The organism is Symbiopectobacterium sp. Eva_TO (assembly GCF_053848865.1).
The window spans coordinates 3,668,433-3,690,942 of the sequence record NZ_JBSPEY010000004.1 but is presented as its reverse complement, the minus strand read 5'-3'; the positions used below and the strand labels follow the sequence as shown (position 1 = coordinate 3,690,942).

The 22,510-nt window shown below is 50.4% G+C and carries 17 protein-coding genes, 11 pseudogenes and 1 other annotated feature; of the genes and pseudogenes, 19 read left to right on the top strand and 9 right to left on the bottom strand.

Translation table 11 applies throughout. The annotated features are described in order from the left end of the window. Window positions 1-71 precede the first annotated feature (71 nt). Window positions 72-1,281 (top strand): annotated as a pseudogene (locus ACWWJF_RS21810) (IS256 family transposase). Between the two features lie 34 nt (window positions 1,282-1,315). Continuing rightward, a pseudogene (locus ACWWJF_RS21805) lies at window positions 1,316-1,477 on the top strand (acyl-CoA thioesterase); the annotation flags it as partial. A 114-nt stretch (window positions 1,478-1,591) separates the two neighbouring features. Here ACWWJF_RS21805 and ACWWJF_RS21800 read toward each other — a convergent pair. From ACWWJF_RS21800 to ACWWJF_RS21785, 4 genes and pseudogenes are all read right to left on the bottom strand, one after another. Continuing rightward, on the bottom strand, window positions 1,592-2,632 hold the full coding sequence (locus tag ACWWJF_RS21800) for an IS481 family transposase (RefSeq protein WP_455870550.1): 1,041 nt from the start codon (window positions 2,630-2,632) through the stop codon (window positions 1,592-1,594). A 104-nt stretch (window positions 2,633-2,736) separates the two neighbouring features. Further along, window positions 2,737-3,741: an IS110 family RNA-guided transposase gene (locus ACWWJF_RS21795; protein WP_455871205.1), complete on the bottom strand. Its 1,005-nt coding sequence runs from the start codon at window positions 3,739-3,741 to the stop codon at window positions 2,737-2,739. Window positions 3,742-3,808: 67 nt separating this feature from the next. After that, window positions 3,809-4,012, bottom strand: a pseudogene (locus tag ACWWJF_RS21790) (transposase); the annotation flags it as partial. An 81-nt stretch (window positions 4,013-4,093) separates the two neighbouring features. After that, entirely contained in the window at window positions 4,094-5,014 is a 921-nt protein-coding gene (locus ACWWJF_RS21785; protein WP_455870549.1) for a pentapeptide repeat-containing protein, read from the bottom strand. 207 nt (window positions 5,015-5,221) lie between these two features. Here ACWWJF_RS21785 and ACWWJF_RS21780 point away from each other — a divergent pair, with 207 nt between their 5' ends. The 3 genes and pseudogenes from ACWWJF_RS21780 to ACWWJF_RS21770 form a co-directional block, all read left to right on the top strand. Further along, window positions 5,222-5,494 carry an IS1-like element transposase gene (locus ACWWJF_RS21780; protein WP_455870548.1) on the top strand — a complete coding sequence of 91 codons (273 nt, stop codon included), beginning with the start codon at window positions 5,222-5,224 and terminating at the stop codon, window positions 5,492-5,494. Window positions 5,495-5,542: 48 nt separating this feature from the next. Beyond that, window positions 5,543-5,872 carry an IS1 family transposase gene (locus ACWWJF_RS21775; protein ID WP_455870547.1) on the top strand — a complete coding sequence of 110 codons (330 nt, stop codon included), beginning with the start codon at window positions 5,543-5,545 and terminating at the stop codon, window positions 5,870-5,872. 78 nt (window positions 5,873-5,950) lie between these two features. After that, a pseudogene (locus ACWWJF_RS21770) lies at window positions 5,951-6,424 on the top strand (IS4/Tn5 family transposase DNA-binding protein); the annotation flags it as partial. On the opposite strand, the gene ACWWJF_RS21765 reads toward ACWWJF_RS21770, so the two are convergent. Then, on the bottom strand, window positions 6,425-7,756 hold the full coding sequence (locus ACWWJF_RS21765; RefSeq protein ID WP_455870546.1) for an IS4 family transposase: 1,332 nt from the start codon (window positions 7,754-7,756) through the stop codon (window positions 6,425-6,427). Between the two features lie 126 nt (window positions 7,757-7,882). Between ACWWJF_RS21765 and ACWWJF_RS21760 the strand changes: the two are divergent. Next, window positions 7,883-8,755, top strand: a pseudogene (locus ACWWJF_RS21760) (IS4 family transposase); the annotation flags it as partial. Then, a pseudogene (locus ACWWJF_RS21755) lies at window positions 8,756-8,863 on the top strand (IS1 family transposase); the annotation flags it as partial. A gap of 60 nt (window positions 8,864-8,923) precedes the next feature. On the opposite strand, the pseudogene ACWWJF_RS21750 reads toward ACWWJF_RS21755, so the two are convergent. Then, a pseudogene (locus ACWWJF_RS21750) lies at window positions 8,924-9,139 on the bottom strand (IS481 family transposase); the annotation flags it as partial. A gap of 74 nt (window positions 9,140-9,213) precedes the next feature. Here ACWWJF_RS21750 and ACWWJF_RS21745 point away from each other — a divergent pair. Further along, a protein-coding gene (locus ACWWJF_RS21745) for an IS3 family transposase (protein WP_455869332.1) occupies window positions 9,214-10,382 on the top strand; the annotation gives its coding sequence in 2 pieces (ribosomal slippage) (window positions 9,214-9,469 and window positions 9,469-10,382; 1,170 coding nt in all). Between the two features lie 7 nt (window positions 10,383-10,389). On the opposite strand, the pseudogene ACWWJF_RS21740 reads toward ACWWJF_RS21745, so the two are convergent. Then, window positions 10,390-11,217: pseudogene (locus tag ACWWJF_RS21740) on the bottom strand (helix-turn-helix domain-containing protein); the annotation flags it as partial. Between the two features lie 199 nt (window positions 11,218-11,416). Between ACWWJF_RS21740 and ACWWJF_RS21735 the strand changes: the two are divergent. Beyond that, window positions 11,417-11,674 (top strand): annotated as a pseudogene (locus tag ACWWJF_RS21735) (transposase); the annotation flags it as partial. A gap of 48 nt (window positions 11,675-11,722) precedes the next feature. Here the strand turns inward: ACWWJF_RS21735 and ACWWJF_RS21730 are convergent. Then, entirely contained in the window at window positions 11,723-12,754 is a 1,032-nt protein-coding gene (locus ACWWJF_RS21730; RefSeq protein WP_455870545.1) for an IS630 family transposase, read from the bottom strand. 188 nt (window positions 12,755-12,942) lie between these two features. On the opposite strand from ACWWJF_RS21730, the pseudogene ACWWJF_RS21725 reads away from it, so the two are divergent. Then, window positions 12,943-13,146 (top strand): annotated as a pseudogene (locus tag ACWWJF_RS21725) (transposase); the annotation flags it as partial. Between the two features lie 67 nt (window positions 13,147-13,213). After that, window positions 13,214-14,218 carry an IS110 family RNA-guided transposase gene (locus tag ACWWJF_RS21720; RefSeq protein WP_455871204.1) on the top strand — a complete coding sequence of 335 codons (1,005 nt, stop codon included), beginning with the start codon at window positions 13,214-13,216 and terminating at the stop codon, window positions 14,216-14,218. Here the strand turns inward: ACWWJF_RS21720 and ACWWJF_RS21715 are convergent. Continuing rightward, the gene (locus ACWWJF_RS21715; RefSeq protein ID WP_455868475.1) at window positions 14,165-14,404 is read right to left on the bottom strand and encodes a hypothetical protein; all 240 of its coding nucleotides are present in this window, start codon (window positions 14,402-14,404) and stop codon (window positions 14,165-14,167) included. The two genes, ACWWJF_RS21720 and ACWWJF_RS21715, sit on opposite strands and share 54 nt — an antisense overlap. A 79-nt stretch (window positions 14,405-14,483) precedes the next feature. Here ACWWJF_RS21715 and ACWWJF_RS21710 point away from each other — a divergent pair. The 8 genes and pseudogenes from ACWWJF_RS21710 to pheT form a co-directional block, all read left to right on the top strand. Continuing rightward, window positions 14,484-15,200 (top strand): annotated as a pseudogene (locus ACWWJF_RS21710) (IS5 family transposase); the annotation flags it as partial. A 330-nt stretch (window positions 15,201-15,530) separates the two neighbouring features. Next, window positions 15,531-17,501, top strand: coding sequence for a threonine--tRNA ligase (gene thrS, locus ACWWJF_RS21705; RefSeq protein WP_455871203.1), 1,971 nt, complete (start codon window positions 15,531-15,533; stop codon window positions 17,499-17,501). Next, complete coding sequence (gene infC / locus ACWWJF_RS21700) at window positions 17,464-18,006, top strand: translation initiation factor IF-3 (RefSeq protein ID WP_455871202.1); 543 nt, start codon at window positions 17,464-17,466, stop codon at window positions 18,004-18,006. Before thrS ends, infC begins: the two co-directional genes overlap by 38 nt. 97 nt (window positions 18,007-18,103) lie before the next feature. Continuing rightward, complete coding sequence (gene rpmI, locus ACWWJF_RS21695) at window positions 18,104-18,301, top strand: 50S ribosomal protein L35 (protein WP_455871201.1); 198 nt, start codon at window positions 18,104-18,106, stop codon at window positions 18,299-18,301. Window positions 18,302-18,343: 42 nt separating this feature from the next. Next, window positions 18,344-18,700, top strand: a complete 357-nt coding sequence (gene rplT / locus ACWWJF_RS21690; RefSeq protein ID WP_009112987.1) for a 50S ribosomal protein L20 — start codon at window positions 18,344-18,346, stop codon at window positions 18,698-18,700. Between the two features lie 239 nt (window positions 18,701-18,939). After that, window positions 18,940-19,064, top strand: a sequence feature (Phe leader region). After that, the gene (gene pheM / locus ACWWJF_RS21685) at window positions 18,945-18,989 is read left to right on the top strand and encodes a pheST operon leader peptide PheM (protein ID WP_455871200.1); all 45 of its coding nucleotides are present in this window, start codon (window positions 18,945-18,947) and stop codon (window positions 18,987-18,989) included. Its footprint overlaps the feature before it by 45 nt. Window positions 19,065-19,119: 55 nt before the next feature. After that, window positions 19,120-20,103 carry a phenylalanine--tRNA ligase subunit alpha gene (gene pheS / locus ACWWJF_RS21680; RefSeq protein WP_455870544.1) on the top strand — a complete coding sequence of 328 codons (984 nt, stop codon included), beginning with the start codon at window positions 19,120-19,122 and terminating at the stop codon, window positions 20,101-20,103. A 15-nt stretch (window positions 20,104-20,118) separates the two neighbouring features. After that, window positions 20,119-22,506 (top strand): phenylalanine--tRNA ligase subunit beta, encoded by a 2,388-nt coding sequence (gene pheT, locus ACWWJF_RS21675; RefSeq protein WP_455870543.1) that lies wholly within the window; start codon window positions 20,119-20,121, stop codon window positions 22,504-22,506. Window positions 22,507-22,510: the final 4 nt, after the last annotated feature.

The following is a 22,510-nucleotide window of genomic DNA, read 5'->3' as shown; positions in this document are numbered from 1 at the left end:
ACCCTGTACATAAATTTGTGTAATTGCCTGATTTTGATATGTTCAATCCAACATCAAAAACAGGTTAATTTATGGACGAAAAACAGTTGCAGGCTCTGGCTAACGAACTGGCCAAAAATCTCAAAACCCCTGGCGATCTCAGCCAATTCGATCGCCTGCTGAAGAAAATCAGCGTTGAGGCTGCTCTCAACGCCGAAATGTCCCACCATCTGGGCTACGATAAAAATCAGCCCAAACCGGGGACCAACTCCCGCAACGGCTATTCCACAAACACCGTGACCACCGGCGATGGCCCTCTGGAACTACGTACTCCGCGCGATCGTGATGGCTCCTTCGAACCACAACTGGTGAAGAAAAACCAGACCCGGATCACTGAGATGGATAACCAAATCCTGTCCCTGTACGCCAGAGGGATGACCACCCGCGAGATAGCGTCTGCGTTCAACGAGCTGTATGACGCGGATGTCTCACCGGCGCTGGTCTCGAAGGTCACCGACGCGGTGATGGAACAGGTTACTGAATGGCAAAATCGTCCACTGGATGCAGTCTATCCCATTGTTTACCTTGACTGTATCATCCTGAAGGTCCGGCAGGACAGTCGCGTCATCAATAAATCCGTGTTCCTGGCACTGGGTATCAACATCGAGGGCCAGAAAGAACTGCTGGGTATGTGGCTGGCCGAAAACGAGGGCGCGAAGTTCTGGCTCAATGTGCTGACAGAACTAAAAAACCGCGGCCTGAACGATATCCTCATCGCCTGTGTCGACGGTCTGAAAGGCTTCCCGGACGCCATCAACGCGGTGTATCCGGAAGCCCGCATCCAGCTGTGCATCGTGCACATGGTACGCAACAGCCTGAGGTTCGTCTCTTGGAAGGACTACAAAGCCGTCACACGCGACCTGAAAGCCATCTATCAGGCCGCTACGGAAGAAGCAGGCCAGCAGGCGCTGGAAGCATTCGCCAGCGCATGGGACAGCCGCTATCCACAGACAAGCCGGAGCTGGCAGACGAACTGGAGCAATCTGGCAACGTTCTTCGCTTACCCGGCAAGATATCCGCAAAGTCATCTACACAACCAACGCCATCGAGTCGCTGAACAGTGTGATCCGGCATGCGATTAAAAAACGCAAGGTGTTCCCGACTGACGACGCAGTGAAAAAGGTGGTGTGGCTGGCAATCCAGTCGGCCTCACAGAAATGGACGATGCCACTGCGGGACTGGCGTATGGCAATGAGCCGTTTTATTATCGAGTTCGGTGACCGCCTGGACGGTCACTACTGAGAAAGGCATTTACACAGAATCATGTACAGGGTCCGACAGCACGGTGGATAGCGGCTATGACTTGCTCAATCCGTGGAGTGCCGCCGCCACGACCAGCAGGCCATTCAAAGGCAATGCAGCCCCACAGCGCGATCTGGATGACGTTAATTACAATCGGTTATGGGAATATAAAACCACCGTATTGCTGAACCAATAATATTGAATCGCTTACAGCGCCAGGTGTGGCTCACCACACCTGGCGTTATATTTATATGTATTAGCTCAGACCTGATCTGACAGTTACCGGTTATTTATACAGGTGTCTGTCAGATTAAATCTGGTTCAGATTTTTTTCTGTCCAGACTCGTTTACCATCAAGTAACGTGGCCATTGGCGTACGCCCGCAGCACATTTTACCCTGATGAGTTCGCTCATTATTGTAATGCCACAACCAGTTGTCCAGATCCTTTTGTAGACTTTCTAGGTCCTCGTATAACGTCTTACGGAACGCAACCTGATAAAAATCCTGCAAAATAGTTTTATGGAAGCGCTCGCAGATACCGTTTGTCTGCGGAGACATCGCTTTCGTTTTCGTATGGTCTATATCGTTGATAGCCAAGTACAGCTGATAGTCATGTTGTTCCACTTTACCGCAGTACTCCGTCCCCCTGTCCGTCAGTATTCTTAGCATTGGCAGCCCCTGAGCTTCGTAGAACGGCAGCACGCGATCATTGAGCAGGTCGGCGGCAGAGATCGGTGCTTTACTCGTGTAAAGCTTGCAGTGCGCCACTTTCGAGTACGTATCCACGAACGTCTGCTGGTAGATACGGCCAACACCTTTCAGATTACCCACGTAGAAGGTGTCCTGCGACCCCAGATAACCCGGGTGAGCAGTCTCTATTTTACCACAGGCTTCGTCGTCGTGCGCCTTCTTCTCCAGTGCAGCGATTTGAGCATCAGTAAGTACGATGCCTTCTCTGGCAACTTTTTCCTCAAGTGCCTTCAGGCGCTTACGAAAGTTTTCCAGATCGTGTCGTTGCCAGATGGAGCGCACACCGCTGCCAGAAATGAAGACGCCTTTTTTACGCAGCTCATTACTGGTCCGGTGCTGGCCATGAGCCGGGAACTCAATGGCGTAATCAACAACCGCACGTTCAGTGGCTTCATCAGCACGGTTTTTCAGGTTGGGAACCCGGCGGTTTTGGTTAACCAGAGCGTCAATGCCGCCTTCTGCCGCCAGTTCCTGATAGCGATAAAACGTGTCGCGTGACACCCCCATGATTTTACAGGCTTTTGATACGTTACCGAGTTCTTCGGCGAGATTGAGCAGGCCGGCTTTGTGTTTGATGATGGGATTGTTAGTATGAAGCATGAGAGTTACCTCGTGTTTTGTATAAGGATTCGACACCCATATCAAAACCGGTAACTCTCAACCTTTCAAGGTCCAGTGTCAGATCAAGTCGCGACTAATACACATTACTGTTCAAACACGGTATTTCGTGTCGTTATTGCCCAAGCTATTCGAGCTAATTTATTTGCTAATGCACAGCACACAACGCAAGAATGTTTCCTGCCCAACTGAGACCTTACCCAATCAGCTAATCTCCCTGATTGATGGTCAATTCTTAGGATAAATACCCGCGCACATTGAACAAGCAATCGGCGAAGGTTTTTATCTCCACGCTTGCTAATACCCAGCAGAGTATTCTTCCCTCCAGTACTGTATTGGCGGGGTACAAGACCGGTGGAAGCGGCAAAATTACGACTGTTTTCATATTGCTTGCCATCGCCTAACTGTGATGACAAAACGCTGGCTGTTATCGGTACAACACCAGGGATGGTCATTAAATGCTGGCCAGTTTCATCTAGAGAGAGTGCCTGCCCAAGTTCTCTTTCGAGCTCTGCTATCTGCCCAACCAAATATTGGTAATGATCGTGTAATCGAAGCAGCAACTGTGCCAGATAAGGTGGCAAGTCATTATCAGCCAGAACAGCTGAAAGCCTTTTGATTACCGCAATACCTTTCGGCATGCTGATACCAAACTCCAGTAAAAAAGCATGCATTTGGTTAGTCGTTTTAACGTTGTCTCTGACCAACGACTCCCTGACGCGATGCAAGGCTCGCATAGCCTGCTGAGCCTCAGTTCTTGGCTGCACAAACCGCATGGAAGGGCGTGATCCGGCTTCGCATATTGCTTCGGCATCAACGAAATCGTTCTTGTTGCTCTTGACAAAAGGGCGGACAAACTGCGGAGAGATCAACTTTACTTCATGCCCCAGCTCACTGATCCGACGAGCCATAAAATGGGCACCGGCGCAGGCTTCCATTACAACGGTAGTAGGTGTACACGTAGCCAGAAACTCGATGAGTTTGGTGCGGGTAAACTTTTTCCGCAGTAATGCCTTGCCTGATTTATCCTGACAATGAATGTGAAAAGAATGTTTGCCGAGATCGATACCAATAAGCGTGACGTTTTGCATGATGGCCTTCTCCATAAAGAAACACCCTGTCAGCGTACCGCTCACAGGGTGGGGGTGACCATCTCATTAGGCCAAACACGCGTTTCATCATCAGGACTGTGGTGATGGCCATATCTGAGTAGTGGAGCGGTCGTCCACGCCGTTCAGTAGTCGTTTTTTCCGTCCATGCAGCAATGGCTGATTCATCTAGCCATACGGTTAGAGAACCGCGCTGCTTCAGGGCCTTGTTATAGGAGGGCCAGTTAGTGATTTTAAAATTTTGTTTTGCCATGGAGACCTGATGTTGAAACAACTATGGTGATCTAATCCGATGATTACCCAAACTTTCTATTTATTCAACAAAGCCCAGCAGTTAACCAAATATCGGTCGTGTATTCAGATTAGCTCCTGGATGTTTTTTAGCAAACGTAAGAGCATCATGATCTAATTTTGTATTGACTAGGTTAGCGCAAGTTAGGTCAACCTGACTCAGGTCTGCACCGGATAAGTTTGCACAGGATAAATCTGCACAGGATAAATCTGCACAGGATAAATCCGCATTGGATAAATCCGTACCAGATAAATTTGCACAGGATAAATCAGCATAGCATAAATCTACATCGTATAAATTTGCACTGGCCAAATCTGCAGAGGATAAATTTGTACTGGATAAATCGGCATAAGCCAAGTTAGCCCTTTCTAGATTAGCATTGGAAAGATCTGCACTTGTCATATTAACACCGATGAGATTAGCCCTGAATAAATTTGCATTAGAAAGGTCTGCATTGCTCAGATTTATATTTTTGAAATCTTGGTTAGCTAAGTTTGCTCCGCGCAGGTTCATCTTACCACTATCGGTTAAAATTACGGGATGTTGTGGTATATTTAACTCATTTCGTAGTATCAATGTTCGACACACATCAAAAAACCTTTGTGAGTCAATTTTACACCTTTCGATGTAATGATCTTTTTGTACTTCTACATTGACATGATTTGAATTTATTTCATCAACGCTGAATACTACTTTGCACCCATTGATATCATTTAGAAATATGCACATGCCATCTTGAATGTCTTTTTCATTTACCCAAGTCAAAGCGTTGACCATCATGTCTACTATTTGGTTGTAAAATTTATCATTAGCTCGTGTTATACTACCAAAAGTAAATACGTTTATTATTAACTCAATAATCCCTTTCGGTGATTTGGCTTCTTTTATTGCGATTTCTGTTCCCGTTCCAGCAGCTGATAAACAATTTAATAAAGTGCTTGGTGATGTGCCATTTATGTTCATATTTAACCAATCTATACATTGTGTTTTGAGAGTAAAAATTCTTACATCACTTAGTTGGCTTGGGAATAGGGTAATATGCGTAATTTAATTAATAGTCTGAACAATTCTGTTTGGCGATATATACCTTCAATAGAAGGTAATGCCTACTTGGTAATGCCTTCAAATAGTTGGCTTTTGTGATATTCTGCCGCTATTTGAGGTTTCCACGTGGTTACTGTTTTTGTTCATTGCCCTCGCTGCCATTCAGATAAAGTTTATCGACATGGCCTTAGTCCAACTAAGCGCGAATGCTTCCGGTGTCAGTGCTGTCGCCGTGTATTCCAGCTTACCTACCGCTATGAAGCGCGAAAGCCGGGAGTCAAAGAGCAGATCGTTTATATGGCCTTCAACGGTGCCGGTGTTCGCGATACCGCCAGAATGTTGAAAATCGGCATCAATACGGTCATCCGGGCTTTAAAAAGCTCTCGCCCCGCAGGATAACGTCTTCTCCCGTTGCTCACGCCGACGTCGCCCTTATCTGTGAACTTGATGAAGCAATGGAGCTTCGTTGGCAGTCAGGCGCTACAGCACTGGCTCTGGTACGCTTACAATACCAAAACGGGCGGTGTTCTGGCCTACACTTTTGGCCCCCGAACCGATGAGACCTGCCGTGAATTGCTGGCTCTGTTGACACCGTTCAACATCGGCATGATTACCAGTGACAACTGGGGCAGCTATGCAAGAGAGGTGCCGAAGCAGAAACATCTGACTGGCAAGATCTTCACGCAACGCATAGAGCGCAATAACCTGACGCTCCGTACCCGCATTAAACCACCTCGTTATACACAAGTCCGCAACGCCTTATATGCCAAGGGTTAGCGGGCTGAAATAGGCAGCCGGTGGGGTTGTAAATGAAGTGAAACCGACGTGTACTATCGCCATTTACGGCGCTGAAAAATGACACGGGATTCAGATGGCTGGGCACACCAAGAACTGGAAGGGGTAAATCTTGGTGACACGAGGCTCAATAAGCGTGCCAAAGGGCTTTTGATACGGCTGGCTGAGAATCCGCAAGCCAGCATTCCGCATGCGTGCCTCGGATGGTCTGAGACGCTGGGTGCTTACCGCTTCATGGAGAACCAAGCATTCGAATGGCGAGACATTCTGCAACCTCACTGGCAGCGTACGCAGGAAAGGATCCGAGAACACGAGGTTGTGCTGTGTATCCAAGACACTACCGAGCTTGACTTCAACGGGCAGCAAATCCAAGGCTTGGGTCCCTTGAACTACGAAGCCAGGCGTGGTCTGTACCTGCATCCGACCTACGCGGTCAGTCCGGATCGCGTGGGGTTGGGCGTACTGGATGCGTGGATGTGGGCAAGAGAGCCGAAGGATGCAGACGGAAAACGCGATGGGCTCAAGGACACCTCGTTATACACATCTCTGTTCGTGCCTGAGCGCGCGTAGCGTTTCGGCGGCCGTCATGACTTTCTGCAAGCCTTTCCAGATAGTTTTTGCGCCTGGTTCACCGTCGCCTTTTCGAGCAAGAAAGCCTCCGAGTTGCGCAACTAAGCGCAATACTTCGTTTAGCTTAGGGCGGCCCTTGGGCATACGCTTGTTCATCAGTAGGTAAGCGCCATGAGTCTCGTCGGAATCAAAGAACAACATTGCGTCCAGCTCTGGACAGGTTCGTCCCATACGCATTAAATAGGCGATGCGCCATGCCACGATCATGAACAGCGCCAATGCCCGCTCAATGCGATCCACGGTCGATAACTGTAACGCTTCGACACAGCAGCCGTTCTTCAGCACATTGAAGAACATCTCGATTTCCCATCTAGCCCGATACCAGTCGATCAGCTCCACGATATCTTCTCGTCCTTCAGGTACGCGATTGCTCAGCAACCGCCACTCGACCGGCTTCACGCCTGCTGGCGGCTCAATTTCCTTGGCTATCACACAAGTCACTGCCAACCCGCAACGCAGCGACACTCGCTTCACGCGCAGCGCCTGTTTCACCGTACGCGCCTTCTGCCCCGCGCGAGCCGCCATAACGAATTGGATTTCTCCCACCGGCACGGTCTTTCCAACCTTCTGCCAAAGCTTCTCATTACAGTCCAGACTGCGATTATGAGTCGAGCGGATCAAACAGTCAGCCTGAGTGCCAAGGTCATCAGCGAGCTGCATCAACGCCTTGATATCCGCTTCGCGATCGGCTAAGTACACCAGACGTGTGTTTGGCAACTCCGAGGCGAGTTCAGCAACTCGCTCGTATCCCTCGAGCCAGCGCGTACTCTCCTTGAGCCCATCGCGTTTTCCGTCTGCATCCTTCGGCTCTCTTGCCCACATCCACGCATCCAGTACGCCCAACCCCACGCGATCCGGACTGACCGCGTAGGTCGGATGCAGGTACAGACCACGCCTGGCTTCGTAGTTCAAGGGACCCAAGCCTTGGATTTGCTGCCCGTTGAAGTCAAGCTCGGTAGTGTCTTGGATACACAGCACAACCTCGTGTTCTCGGATCCTTTCCTGCGTACGCTGCCAGTGAGGTTGCAGAATGTCTCGCCATTCGAATGCTTGGTTCTCCATGAAGCGGTAAGCACCCAGCGTCTCAGACCATCCGAGGCACGCATGCGGAATGCTGGCTTGCGGATTCTCAGCCAGCCGTATCAAAAGCCCTTTGGCACGCTTATTGAGCCTCGTGTCACCAAGATTTACCCCTTCCAGTTCTTGGTGTGCCCAGCCATCTGAATCCCGTGTCATTTTTCAGCGCCGTAAATGGCGATAGTACACGTCGGTTTCACTTCATTTACAACCCCACCGGCTGCCTATTTCAGCCCGCTAACCCTTGGCATATAAGGCGTTGCGGACTTGTGTATAACGAGGTGGCTCAAGGAGAGTACGCGCTGGCTCGAGGGATACGAGCGAGTTGCTGAACTCGTCTCGGAGTTGCCAAACACACGTCTGGTGTACTTAGCCGATCGCGAAGCGGATATCAAGGCGTTGATGCAGCTCGCTGATGACCTTGGCACTCCGGCTGACTGGTTGATCCGCTCGACTCATAATCGCAGTCTGGACTGTAATGAAAAGCTTTGGCAGAAGGTTGGAAAGACCGTGCCGGTGGGAGAAATCCAATTCGTTATGGCGGCTCGCGCGGGGCAGAAGGCGCGTACGGTGAAACAGGCGTTGCGCGTGAAGCGAGTGTCGCTGCGTTGCGGGTTGGCAGTGACTTGTGTGATAGCCAAGGAAATTGAGCCGCCAGCAGGCGTGAAGCCGGTCGAGTGGCGGTTGCTGAGCAATCGCGTACCTGAAGGACGAGAAGATATCGTGGAGCTGATCGACTGGTATCGGGCTAGATGGGAAATCGAGATGTTCTTCAATGTGCTGAAGAACGGCTACTGTGTCGAAGCGTTACAGTTATCGACCGTGGATCGCATTGAGCGGGCATTGGCGCTGTTCATGATCGTGGCATGGCGCATCGCCTATTTAATGCGTATGGGACGAACCTGTCCAGAGCTGGACGCAATGTTGTTCTTTGATTCCGACGAGACTCATGGCGCTTACCTACTGATGAACAAGCGTATGCCCAAGGGCCGCCCTAAGCTAAACGAAGTATTGCGCTTAGTTGCGCAACTGGGAGGCTTTCTTGCTCGAAAAGGCGACGGTGAACCAGGCGCAAAAACTATCAGGAAAGGCTTGCAGAAAGTCATGACGGCCGCCGAAACGCTACGCGCGCTCAGGCACGAACAGAGATGTGTATAACGAGGTGGCATTAAACGACTGGCGCGTAAAACGATTTGCTTCTCGCGCTCCGTCGAGATCCACGAAAAAGTCATCGGAGCCTTCATCGAAAAACACATGTTCTACTAATTTGTATTAGCTCAGACCTGATCTGACAGTTACCGGTTATTTATACAGGTGTCTGTCAGATTAAATCTGGTTCAGATTTTTTTCTGCCCAGACTCGTTTACCATCAAGTAACGTGGCCATTGGCGTACGCCCGCAGCACATTTTACCCTGATGAGTTCGCTCATTATTGTAATGCCACAACCAGTTTTCCAGATCCTTTTGTAGACTTTCTAGGTCCTCGTATAACGTCTTACGGAACGCAACCTGATAAAAATCCTGCAAAATAGTTTTATGGAAGTGTAGTGGCACACTGATACTGGCCACCTGAGCGGAGGTGATATGCTCACCTCATCAACACGACAGGTGACCTCATGGGTAAACATTTTACGGCGGAATTTAAGCTCGAAGCCGCAAAGCTGGTTGTCGACCACGGCTACACATACGTTAAGGCCGCAGAGGCGGTTAATGTCAGCCATTCTGCCATTAGTCGCTGGGTCAATAAGCTTCGCCTTGAACGACAGGGAAAAACGCCAACGGGACTTCCTCTTACCCCTGAACAGCTCGAGCTGCGTGAGATGAAGAAAAAAGTCCAATGCCTTGAAATGGAGAACGAAATCCTAAAAAAGGCTACGGCGCTCTTAATGTCGGACTCACTCAACGGTTCACGGTAGTCGACAGGCTGAGGGCGCGATACCCGGTCACGGCGTTGTGCCAAACTTTTGAGGTACATCGCAGCAGCTACAGGCACTGGCAGGCTTCCGCTAATGAACCCGACGGTGAGCGCGTGGTTAAGTGTAGCCGCGTCATGGAAGCCTGGAACGCCAGCGGCGGCTCTGCCGGCGCTCGAAGTATCGCGACCATCGTCACCGGCAGCTCCGGTGTCAACATGGGGCGCTGGCTGGCTGGCAAGCTGATGAAGGAGCTGGGTATCGCCAGCTGCCAGCGACCGGCTCACAAATACAAACGCGGCGGCAATGAACACGTTGAAATACCGAACTATCTCAACCGCCAGTTCGCGGTTACCGCGCCGGATCAGGTCTGGTGCGGCGATGTGACCTACATCTGGACGGGCAAATGCTGGGCTTACCTTGCGGTGGTGCTAGATCTGTTCGCCCGCAAACCGGTGGGCTGGGCCATGTCGACGTCGCCGGACTCGGCGCTGACAGTTAAAGCGTTGCAGATGGCCTGGGAACTCCGGGGACAACCAACAGGAGTCATGTTCCACAGCGACCAGGGCAGCCACTATACCAGCCGTCAATACCGGCAAGCCCTGTGGCGCTGCCGGATAAAGCAGAGTATGAGTCGGCGGGGTAACTGCTGGGATAATGCGCCAATGGAGCGGTTCTTCCGCAGCCTGAAGACAGAATGGGTGCCGACAAAGGGTTACAACAGCTTCAGCGAAGCCCAGGACGCGATTATCCGCTACATCACGGGGTATTACAGCGCTATCCGGCCTCACTGGTATAACGGCGGCTTAACTCCAAACGAATCTGAGCGACTGTTCTACATACAGTCTAATGCGGTGGCCAATATTAGTTGACCACTACAAAGCGCTCGCAGATACCGTTTGTCTGCGGAGACATCGCTTTCGTTTTCGTATGGTCTATATCGTTGATAGCCAAGTACAGCTGATAGTCATGTTGTTCCACTTTACCGCAGTACTCCGTCCCCCTGTCCGTCAGTATTCTTAGCATTGGCAGCCCCTGAGCTTCGTAGAACGGCAGCACGCGATCATTGAGCAGGTCGGCGGCAGAGATCGGTGCTTTACTCGTGTAAAGCTTGCAGTGCGCCACTTTCGAGTACGTATCCACGAACGTCTGCTGGTAGATACGGCCAACACCTTTCAGATTACCCACGTAGAAGGTGTCCTGCGACCCCAGATAACCCGGGTGAGCAGTCTCTATTTCACCACAGGCTTCGTCGTCGTGCGCCTTCTTCTCCAGTGCAGCGATTTGAGCATCAGTAAGTACGATGCCTTCTCTGGCAACTTTTTCCTCAAGTGCCTTCAGGCGCTTACGAAAGTTTTCCAGATCGTGTCGTTGCCAGATGGAGCGCACACCGCTGCCAGAAATGAAGACGCCTTTTTTACGCAGCTCATTACTGGTCCGGTGCTGGCCATGAGCCGGGAACTCAATGGCGTAATCAACAACCGCACGTTCAGTGGCTACATCAGCACGGTTTTTCAGGTTGGGAACCCGGCGGTTTTGGTTAACCAGAGCGTCAATGCCGCCTTCTGCCGCCAGTTCCTGATAGCGATAAAACGTGTCGCGTGACACACCCATGATTTTACAGGCTTTTGATACGTTACCGAGTTCTTCGGCGAGATTGAGCAGGCCGACTTTGTGTTTGATGATGGGATTGTTAGTATGAAGCATGAGAGTTACCTCGTGTTTTGTATAAGGATTCGACACCCATATCAAAACCGGTAACTCTCAACCTTTCAAGGTCCAGTGTCAGATCAAGTCGCGACTAATACAACTAATTGGAGTCATTACCGCCGACTTTGTTGAATAAATCTAACTTTTAGGTGACTGGCGGTTCTTATCACTACATTCGTTTTAACATCAGGTCCCCATGGCAAAGCAAAAGTTTAAAATCACCAACTGGTCCGCATACAACAATGCGCTCAGGCAGCGGGGGGACCTGACAGTATGGCTTGATGAGTCAGCCATTGCTGCATGGACTGAGAGTACACCACCTGAGCATCGTGGCAGGCCGCTTCACTATTCAGATATGGCTATCACCACTGTTCTGACGATAAAGCGCGTGTTTAACCTTTCGCTCCGGGCGTTACAGGGTTTCGTTGACTCGATTTTTAAACTGATGGGGTTGTCTTGTGCCGCCCACGTGCCGCACTGTAAATAGCTGTTCCGAATACCGCTACACTTTTGCCTGTCCATGTTTTCCACTGGGAAACGGGCTGACGATTTCCATGAAGCGGCGAACCTTGTTCAGTAACTGCCACATTGAACAGCATTGATGATTGCGGGTAATGGTTTCATGCAACGCCTGCCATAACCGCTCTACATGATTTACCCATGGTGAGAACACCGGCTGATAAATAACCCTGAATTTCGGGTTTTCTTCCAGCCAGCGCTGCGTCTCCCGGCTTTTGTGAATAATGTAGTTATCAACTATCAGCGTGAGCGTTTTTGCCCGTCTGTACGTTGCTCTCAGATGCTCTAACATACTGATAAACAAACACGAACTTTTACTGTTTCCTCCAACATAGCTGACTTTTCCCGTCCCGCTGTGTAATGCACCCGCCAGATAATATTTCTCGTTCTGGCCCGGCGTCACGATGCGTTTCTGCTTCCCGCGAACCTGCCAGTCCGCGCCAATTTTGGGATTCAGATGAATATCCACTTCGTCTTCGTAAAAGACGGGATGTTCCGCGCTGCATTGTTCCAGCGCCATCGCGATGGCCTCCATTTTTTCTTCCTTATGCGGGTCGCGGATACGCAGCGTAGGAGCTGCGCGTCGCCACACCAGACCGGCAGAAGGCAGCCAACGGTGCACCGTGGAAGCATGCAACTGGCAACCGGTTATCTCATTGATTTTTATCGCTAGCAGTTCCGTGCTCCAGCGCGAACGCTGATAGCCAAAATCATGAGGGGAACGCTTTACGAGCTGGATTAACAGTGCGCAGATCTGTTCAAACGGCCAGCGACGGCCACGACCGGGCCGCAGAGATTTGAGGCCTTCAATGCCGTACAGGGTGAGCCAGTTAATCCATCTGCCGATTGACGAACGGGCGCAGCAAAGCATTCTGGCGACATCGCTCACGCGCTCGCCCCGGTGCAACATCAGGATGGCGGTCAGCCTGCGGGCGTGATTCTTGTCACGCGTTTTATGGAGAGTTTTCTTCATCAGGCGTCGTTCGTTACGGGGTATCGGTGCTATGCTCGACATCGCTCAGTCCGGTTGATGATTTGGGATCTTTATCGATTGCTCAGATCGCTCAACTCGGACTGAGTTCCCTTCAGGTGATCTACTATTCGGAACAGTTATTTACAGATTTGTGAGGCTTTGTTGAATAAATAGAAAGTTTGGGTAATCATCGGATCAGATCACCATAGTTGTTTCAACATCAGGTCTCCATGGCAAAACAAAATTTTAAAATCACTAACTGGCCCTCCTATAACAAGGCCCTCAAGCAGCGCGGTTCTCTAACCGTATGGCTAGATGAATCAGCCATTGCTGCATGGACGGAAAAAACGACTACTGAACGGCGTGGACGACCGCTCCACTACTCAGATATGGCCATCACCACAGTCCTGATGATGAAACGCGTGTTTGGCCTAATGAGATGGTCACCCCCACCCTGTGAGCGGTACGCTGACAGGGTGTTTCTTTATGGAGAAGGCCATCATGCAAAACGTCACGCTTATTGGTATCGATCTCGGCAAACATTCTTTTCACATTCATTGTCAGGATAAATCAGGCAAGGCATTACTGCGGAAAAAGTTTACCCGCACCAAACTCATCGAGTTTCTGGCTACGTGTACACCTACTACCGTTGTAATGGAAGCCTGCGCCGGTGCCCATTTTATGGCTCGTCGGATCAGTGAGCTGGGGCATGAAGTAAAGTTGATCTCTCCGCAGTTTGTCCGCCCTTTTGTCAAGAGCAACAAGAACGATTTCGTTGATGCCGAAGCAATATGCGAAGCCGGATCACGCCCTTCCATGCGGTTTGTGCAGCCAAGAACTGAGGCTCAGCAGGCTATGCGAGCCTTGCATCGCGTCAGGGAGTCGTTGGTCAGAGACAACGTTAAAACGACTAACCAAATGCATGCTTTTTTACTGGAGTTTGGTCTCAGCATGCCGAAAGGTATTGCGGTAATCAAAAGGCTTTCAGCTGTTCTGGCTGATAATGACTTGCCACCTTATCTGGCACAGTTGCTGCTTCGATTACACGATCATTACCAATATTTGGTTGGGCAGATAGCAGAGCTCGAAAGAGAACTTGGACAGGCACTCTCTCTAGATGAAACTGGCCAGCATTTAATGACCATCCCTGGTGTTGGACCGATAACAGCCAGCGTTTTGTCATCACAGTTAGGCGATGGCAAGCAATATGAAAACAGTCGTAATTTTGCCGCTTCCACCGGTCTTGTACCCTGCCAATACAGTACTGGAGGGAAGAATACTCGGCTGGGTATTAGCAAGCGTGGAGATAAAAACCTTCGCCGATTGCTTGTTCAATGTGCGCGGGTATTTATCCTAAGAATTGACCATCAATCAGGGAGATTAGCTGATTGGGTAAGGTCTCAGTTGGGCAGGAAACATTCTTGCGTTGTGTGCTGTGCATTAGCAAATAAATTAGCTCGAATAGCTTGGGCAATAACGACACGAAATACCGTGTTTGAACAGTAATGCTGGTCTAACAGTCAGCAATTTAACGAAGTTACCCATCTGGTTTTGCGAAGACTGATTATTGATGACATGAACGGCCTGACGGCCTGATATAAAACCAAAAAATGAAAATGGCTCAATGAAGCCGATGGCCTTTTTAGGAATATCAGGTGCGAAACTCATCGTGGCGCGGGCATCCTTGGCCATAAAGACGCCGGATAGATTTAAGCAAGCCCACCATTAATCAAAGATCAGTGTTGCAAAAATGGGGGTGACCATAGATTCATTGAGGGCTTTACAGGGTTTTGTTGACTCGATTTTTAAACTGATTAAATTGTCGCTGCATTGTCCAGACTATTAGCTGCTCAGCAAGCGAGCAAAGACAATGAACATCAGCATAAAAACGCCAACCCGTGGTGAAATCTCACATCTGGTCATTGATGGAACCGGCCTGAAGGTCTTTGGCGAAGGCGAATGGAAAGTCCGGCAGCATGGTGCCGACAGACGCAGGGTGTGGCGTAAGCTGCATCTGGCAGTAGACAGTGCGACGCATGAGATTATCTGTGCGGATTTGTCGCTCAGTGGTACGACTGATGCCCAGGCTCTACCGGCACTGATAAACCAGACCCACCGGAAAATCAGAGAGGCATCGGTTGACGGCGCTTACGATACAGGTTACTGCCATGATGCTCTGCTGAGGAAGAAAATAAGGCCGCTTATCCCGCCGCGAAGGGGGGCGCAATATTGGCCGGACCACTACCACGAGCGTAAACACGCTGTTGCAAATCAGCGCCTGAGCGGCAGCAACGATACCTGGAAAAAGAAAGTGGGCTATCACCGACGCTCAGTGGCTGAAACGGCCATGTTCCGGTTCAAAACGCTTCTGGGTGGTCATCTAAGTCTGCGTGACTACGATGCTCAGGTGGGTGAAGCCATGGCGATGGTCAAAGCGCTTAACCGGATCACGCTATTAGGAATGCCGAACAGTATTCGAATCACGTAACAATCGACCTGGGGCACAGTCGTTACAAGTTCTGATTTATTCAACAAAGCCGATTTGTGACGTAATGTGCCGTGTTATGGCGTAAAAATGCGGTGTGAATGCCAAAGATGGCAAATTACTTGTTCCTTTAACATGACTCTTATGACGTGTACCATATTATAAGGACTTACCAGCAGAGCGGGGTAGGTACATTTTGATTGTTGTACATCTTAGTGTACATGGTTTGCGTTGTGAAGTGGATTTTTCTACACAACTTTCTGATAAAGTTAAATAATATTGTTTATTGTGTGATCTTTCATGTGGGTCACCACTGTGAATAAGGGAACTAGAATGCCTGTTATTACGCTTCCTGATGGAAGTCAGCGTCAATATGATCGTGCCGTTTCTCCTTTTGATGTGGCACTGGATATTGGTCCGGGTCTGGCGAAAGCCTGTATCGCGGGCCGCGTTAACGGTGAACTGGTGGACGCCAGCGATCTGATCGATTCTGATGCACAATTGGCGATTATTACCGCCAAGGATCAAGATGGGCTGGAGATCCTGCGACACTCTTGTGCGCATCTGTTGGGACACGCCATTAAGCAACTTTGGCCGGATACCAAAATGGCGATCGGCCCGGTCATCGATAATGGTTTTTACTATGACGTTGATTTAGATCGCACGCTGACGCAGGAAGATATCGATCTGCTTGAAAAACGCATGCATGAACTGGCCGACAAAGATTACGACGTTATCAAGAAAAAGGTCAGTTGGCAGGAAGCGCGTGATGTCTTCGCTGCGCGTGGCGAGACCTATAAGGTCGCCATTCTGGATGAAAACATCAGCCACGACGATCGTCCCAGCTTGTATCACCACGAAGAATACATCGACATGTGTCGTGGTCCGCATGTGCCCAATATGCGTTTCTGCCATCATTTCAAATTGCAGAAAACCTCGGGTGCTTATTGGCGTGGCGATAGCAAAAACAATATGTTACAGCGTATCTACGGTACGGCTTGGGTAGACAAGAAACAGTTGGGTGCCTATTTGCAGCGTCTGGAAGAAGCTGCCAAGCGCGATCACCGTAAAATTGGCAAACAGCTCGACCTGTATCATATGCAGGAAGAAGCACCAGGCATGGTGTTCTGGCACAACGATGGCTGGACGGTATTCCGTGAACTGGAAGCTTTTGTGCGCATGAAGCTCAAAGAGTACCAGTATCAGGAAGTGAAAGGGCCCTTTATGATGGACCGCGTGCTGTGGGAAAAAACCGGGCACTGGGAAAACTACAAAGAAGCCATGTTCACCACTTCGTCAGAGAACCGGGAATATTGCATCAAGCCGATGAACTGCCCGGGGCATGTGCAGATTTTCAATCAGGGGTTAAAATCTTACCGCGATTTGCCGCTGCGCATGGCCGAATTCGGCAGTTGCCACCGCAACGAACCGTCAGGCTCGCTGCACGGGTTGATGCGTGTGCGCGGATTTACGCAGGATGACGCCCATATCTTCTGTACCGAAGAACAGGTTCGTGCAGAAGTGAATAGCTGTATCAAGATGGTGTACGACATGTACAGCACCTTCGGCTTTGAAAAAATCGTCGTTAAGCTTTCCACCCGCCCTGAAAAGCGCATCGGTAGCGATGAGATGTGGGATCGCGCTGAGCACGATTTGGCGGCTGCGCTGACAGAGAACGGGATTCCGTTTGATTATCAGCCGGGTGAAGGAGCATTCTATGGTCCGAAAATTGAATTTACTTTGCACGATTGTTTGGATCGCGCCTGGCAATGTGGTACGGTGCAGTTCGACTTTTCACTGCCGGGCCGTTTAAACGCCTCTTATGTGGGCGAAAGTAACGAGCGCCAGGTGCCGGTGATGATTCACCGCGCCATATTGGGCTCCATGGAGCGCTTCATCGGTATTCTTACCGAGGAGTTCGCCGGATTCTTCCCAACCTGGTTAGCGCCGGTGCAAGCTGTGGTGATGAATATCACCGATGGACAGTCCGAATATGTCAGTGAATTGACGCGAAAACTGCAAGATGCAGGTATTCGTGTAAAAGCGGACTTGAGAAATGAGAAAATAGGCTTTAAAATCCGCGAGCACACTTTACGACGTGTTCCCTATATGCTTGTTTGCGGTGATAAAGAGGTGGAAGCGGGCAAAGTGGCCGTTCGCACCCGTCGCGGCAAAGATTTGGGAAGCATCGACGTTAACGAAGTGATCAAGCAGCTGCAACAAGAAATTCGCAGCCGTAGTCTTCATCAGTTGGAGGAATTAAGGTATAAAAGGCGGAAAACGAGTTCAACCGGCGCGTACTAATCGCATCAATAGAGAAATTCGCGCGCAAGAGGTACGTCTAACAGGCGTCGATGGCGAGCAGATTGGCATTGTCAGTCTGAATGAAGCGTTAGAGAAAGCCGAGGAAGCAGGTGCTGATTTAGTTGAAATCAGTCCTAACGCCGAGCCGCCCGTTTGCCGAATCATGGATTACGGCAAGTTCCTCTACGAGAAGAGTAAAGCCACCAAGGAACAGAAGAAGAAACAAAAAGTTATCCAGGTTAAGGAAATTAAATTCCGTCCTGGTACCGATGATGGCGACTATCAGGTCAAACTACGCAACCTGGTTCGCTTTCTGGAAGACGGTGACAAGGCCAAAATCACCCTGCGTTTTCGCGGACGTGAAATGGCGCACCAACAGATTGGTATCGAAGTGCTTAACCGCGTTCGTGACGATCTGAGTGAACTGGCAGTGGTCGAATCCTTCCCTACGAAGATCGAAGGCCGCCAGATGATCATGGTGCTTGCACCGAAGAAGAAACAGTAAGGCATTCAAGTAATAGAACCCGTGCGGTGTCCGCATCGCGCGGGTTTTGTTCGCCTTAGCTGATTCATTATATCAACAATGCGAAGTGGAAATTAACATGCCAAAGATCAAAACAGTACGTGGCGCCGCTAAACGCTTTAAAAAGACCGCCAAAGGTGGTTTTAAGCGTAAGCATGCTAACCTGCGTCATATTCTGACCAAAAAAGCGACTAAACGTAAACGTCATCTGCGTCCGAAGGGTATGGTCTCCAAAGGGGATCTGGGACTGGTTGTCGCATGTATGCCATACGCATAAGTAACCTTTTTGAATCAAGAATAAGACTTTAGGAGAGAGCATATGGCTCGCGTAAAACGTGGTGTGGTTGCTCGTGCACGTCACAAGAAAATTCTGAAACAAGCGAAAGGTTACTACGGTGCCCGTTCGCGCGTTTATCGTGTTGCATTCCAGGCAGTAATCAAAGCTGGTCAGTACGCTTACCGCGACCGTCGTCAACGTAAACGTCAATTCCGCCAGCTGTGGATTGCACGTATCAATGCAGCAGCTCGCCAAAATGGCTTGTCTTACAGCAAATTCATCAACGGCCTGAAAAAAGCCTCTGTTGAAATCGACCGTAAGATTCTTGCTGATATCGCCGTATTCGACAAAGTGGCATTCTCTGCACTGGTTGAAAAAGCGAAAGCAGCCCTGGCGTAAGCCAGTGGAAAGAGGGAGCGTTGCTCCCTCTTTTCGTTTAAGGAGCAATCAGTGTGTCCTTTCTGTCACATTGAGCGATATCCATAACGGTTGTGATTGACTTTTTATCCGGGTCGATTTCCAATAAGACAGTGCTGTTTGTAGTAACATTTTTACCGTAAACGTGCCCGCCGCCGATAGGCTGTTGGCGATAAACATCGACACTGGTGACGCGCAAGCGTATTGACATTAAGGTAACGCAAGTATGACTACTGCTATTTCCCGTTTCTTTTTTTACTTTAGCACCTGATCTCAGGAGGCTTTGCGCGTAAGAAAAGAAACGAAAAATAGCGCTTGAAGCCTCCCGCCGGGAGGCTTTTTTATTTGCGTTTGGTTCTAATCATGATAACTGGCCATACAGGCAGAAGAAGAGGAATGCAATGCCACATCTCGCAGAGCTGGTAGCGAATGCCAGAACAGCCATAGACGCGGCTCAGGATATTGCGACGCTGGATAATCTGCGTGTCGAATACCTGGGCAAAAAAGGGCATTTAACCCTGCAAATGACATCGCTACGCGATTTGCCCGCAGACGAACGCCCTGCGGCGGGTGCGGTCATCAACCAGGCGAAGCAGGATGTGCAAGAAGCGCTGAACGTCCGCAAACAAACGTTGGAGTCGGCGGTGCTGAACGCCCGTCTGGCAGAAGAAACCATCGATGTTTCCCTGCCGGGACGCACCATGGAAAACGGCGGTTTGCATCCGGTCACTCGTACCATCGATCGTATCGAAACCTTCTTCGGTGAGTTGGGTTTCTCGGTAGCCACTGGGCCGGAAATTGAAGATGCTTATTACAACTTCGATGCGTTGAATATTCGGGGGCACCACCCTGCGCGTGCCGATCATGACACCTTTTGGTTTGATGCTACGCGTTTACTGCGAACCCAAACGTCGGGGGTGCAAATTCGCACCATGGAAAAACAGCAGCCGCCGATCCGCATCATCGCGCCAGGCCGTGTCTATCGTAACGATTACGACCAAACCCATACGCCGATGTTCCATCAAATGGAAGGTCTAATCGTGGATAAAAACATCAGCTTTACCAACCTTAAAGGCACGCTGCACGATTTCCTGCGTAACTTCTTTGAAGAAGATTTGCAGGTGCGTTTCCGCCCGTCCTATTTCCCGTTTACTGAACCGTCCGCAGAAGTGGATGTGATGGGTAAAAACGGCAAATGGCTTGAAGTGCTGGGCTGCGGCATGGTGCACCCTAACGTATTACGTAACGTTGGCATCGATCCGGAAGTGTACTCCGGTTTCGCGTTTGGTATGGGGATGGAGCGTCTGACCATGTTGCGCTATGGCCTAACCGATTTGCGCGCATTCTTCGAAAACGATCTTCGCTTCCTCAAACAGTTTAAGTAAGGCGGGTACAGCATTATGAAATTCAGTGAACATTGGCTGCGCGAGTGGGTTAACCCGGCGATCAGCAGTGACGAACTGTCAGAACAAATTACCATGGCCGGCCTGGAAGTGGATGGCGTTGAGGCAGTTGCGGGGGCGTTTCATGGTGTGGTAATAGGCGAAGTCGTTGAATGCGGCGAGCATCCCAATGCCGATAAGCTGCGCGTTACCAAAGTTAACGTAGGTGGTGAACGTCTGCTGGATATCGTGTGTGGCGCACCCAACTGCCGTCAGGGACTGCGCGTTGCTGTTGCAACGATTGGTGCTGTGCTGCCGGGCGATTTCAAAATCAAGGCCGCCAAGCTGCGCGGTGAACCTTCTGAAGGGATGTTGTGCTCGTTCTCCGAACTGGGTATTTCTGAAGACCACAGCGGCATTATCGAATTGCCGCACGATGCGCCGATCGGCACTGACATCCGTGCCTATCTCGGGCTGGATGATAACGCCATCGAAATCAGCGTGACGCCTAACCGTGCCGACTGCTTGAGTATCATTGGCGTAGCCCGTGATGTTGCGGTGCTGAACCAACTGCCGCTGACGGCACCGGATATTACGCCGGTCGCCGCAACGGTTTCCGATACTTTCCCGATCCGCGTAGAGGCGTCTGACGCTTGCCCGCGCTATCTGGGACGCGTGGTGAAAGGTATTGATGTGAAGGCGGCAACGCCGCTGTGGATGCGCGAGAAGTTGCGTCGTTGCGGTATCCGCTCTATCGATGCCGTAGTGGATGTGACCAACTACGTGCTGCTGGAGTTAGGGCAGCCGATGCACGCTTTCGATCTGGATCGCTTGGACGGCGGTATTGTGGTGCGTCTGGCACAAGAAGGTGAAACCCTGACGCTGCTTGATGGTAATGAAGCGACGTTGAATGCTGACACCCTGGTCATTGCCGATCACAACAAAGCGCTGGCAATGGGCGGTATTTTCGGCGGTGAACACTCTGGGGTTAACGGTGAAACCCGTAACGTGCTGCTCGAGTGTGCCTATTTCAATCCGCTGGCAATCACCGGGCGTGCCCGCCGTCACGGCTTGCATACCGATGCCTCGCACCGTTACGAACGTGGTGTCGATCCTGCGTTGCAATACAAAGCGATGGAACGTGCGACCCAACTGCTGCTGAGTATTTGCGGTGGTAATGCCGGGCCGGTGATTGATGTGACCAATGACGCTCATTTACCTGCCCGTGCAACCATTACGCTGCGCAGAGAAAAACTGGACCGTTTGATTGGGCATGTCGTCCCAGACGAACAGGTAAGCGACATCCTGACTCGCCTCGGTTGCAGCGTGGTACGCACTGATGCAGGCTGGACCGCCGTAGCACCAAGCTGGCGTTTTGACATGGAGATTGAAGAGGATCTGGTGGAAGAGGTTGCTCGTGTTCACGGCTACAACAATATTCCCAATATCCCGACCCATGCACCGCTCACCATGACATCGCACCGTGAAGCGGCGCTTTCGCTCAAGCGTGTGAAAACGCTGCTGGTTGACCGCGGTTATCAGGAAGCGATTACCTATAGCTTTGTCGATCCTAAAGTGCAATCGCTGATTCATCCTGGTGAAGAAGCGCTGATTCTGCCAAGCCCGATTTCCACCGAAATGTCAGCAATGCGTCTGTCGCTGTGGAGCGGTTTGCTTGGGGCGGTGGTGTATAACCAAAACCGCCAGCAGAGCCGTCTGCGCCTCTTTGAAAGCGGTTTAAGATTCGTTCCTGATAGTCAGGATAAACTCGGTATTCGTCAGGATCTTATGTTAGCTGGCGTGATTACCGGGAATCGCTATGATGAACATTGGGATCTGGCGCGTCAGACGGTTGACTTCTATGATCTTAAAGGCGATTTGGAAGCGCTGCTGTCACTGACAGGTAAACTTTCGGAAATTGAGTTCAAAGCCGAATCACATCCGGCGTTGCATCCGGGCCAGGGCGCAGCGATTTATCTGGCAGGGAAACCGGTTGGTTTCATTGGCGTAATCCATCCAGAGCTTGAACGTAAGCTGGATCTGAATGGCCGTACTGTAGTGTTCGAATTGAGCTGGAACAAGGTCGCAGACCGCGTGGTTCCTGATGCGAGCGAAATTTCTCGCTACCCGTCGAACCGTCGTGATATCGCGGTTGTGGTAGCAGAAAACGTTTCGGCAGGCGAAGTTTTGTCAGAATGTAAGAAAGTTGGCGCAAATCAGTTAGTTGGCGTAAACTTGTTTGACGTGTACCGAGGTAAGGGCGTGGAAGAAGGGTATAAGAGCCTGGCGATCAGTCTGGTATTGCAAGATACCTCTCGTACACTGGCAGAAGAGGATATTGCCGCTACCATATCACAATGCGTAGAGTCACTAAAACAGCGATTCCAAGCATCCTTGAGGGATTGAACCT